General features: G+C 49.4%; 1 pseudogene. It reads right to left on the reverse strand.

From position 1 onward, the window contains the following. A pseudogene (locus tag JQ46_RS11390) lies at positions 1-239 on the reverse strand (DDE-type integrase/transposase/recombinase); the annotation flags it as partial.

Raw genomic sequence — 239 nt, forward strand, 5'->3', positions numbered from 1 at the left:
AAAGTTTCTTCTGCTAACTCCATGGTGGGATGAACACTTGTTTTTGCTGCCACGACCTTGCCGTCAAAACAGTCGATGATGGCAGACAGGTACACGCGACCTTGGTTAGTAGCGAAAACACTGATGTCAGTCAGCCACAACCGGTTTGGATGCTCAGCATGAAAATTGCGGTTCACCAGGTTAGGTGGTGCGGGAGAAATTTCCCCTTGATAGCTGGAGTAACGCCACTTTCGTTTCGG

This window comes from Corynebacterium jeikeium (assembly GCF_000738175.1).
GTDB classification, from domain to species: Bacteria; Actinomycetota; Actinomycetes; order Mycobacteriales; family Mycobacteriaceae; genus Corynebacterium; species Corynebacterium jeikeium_C.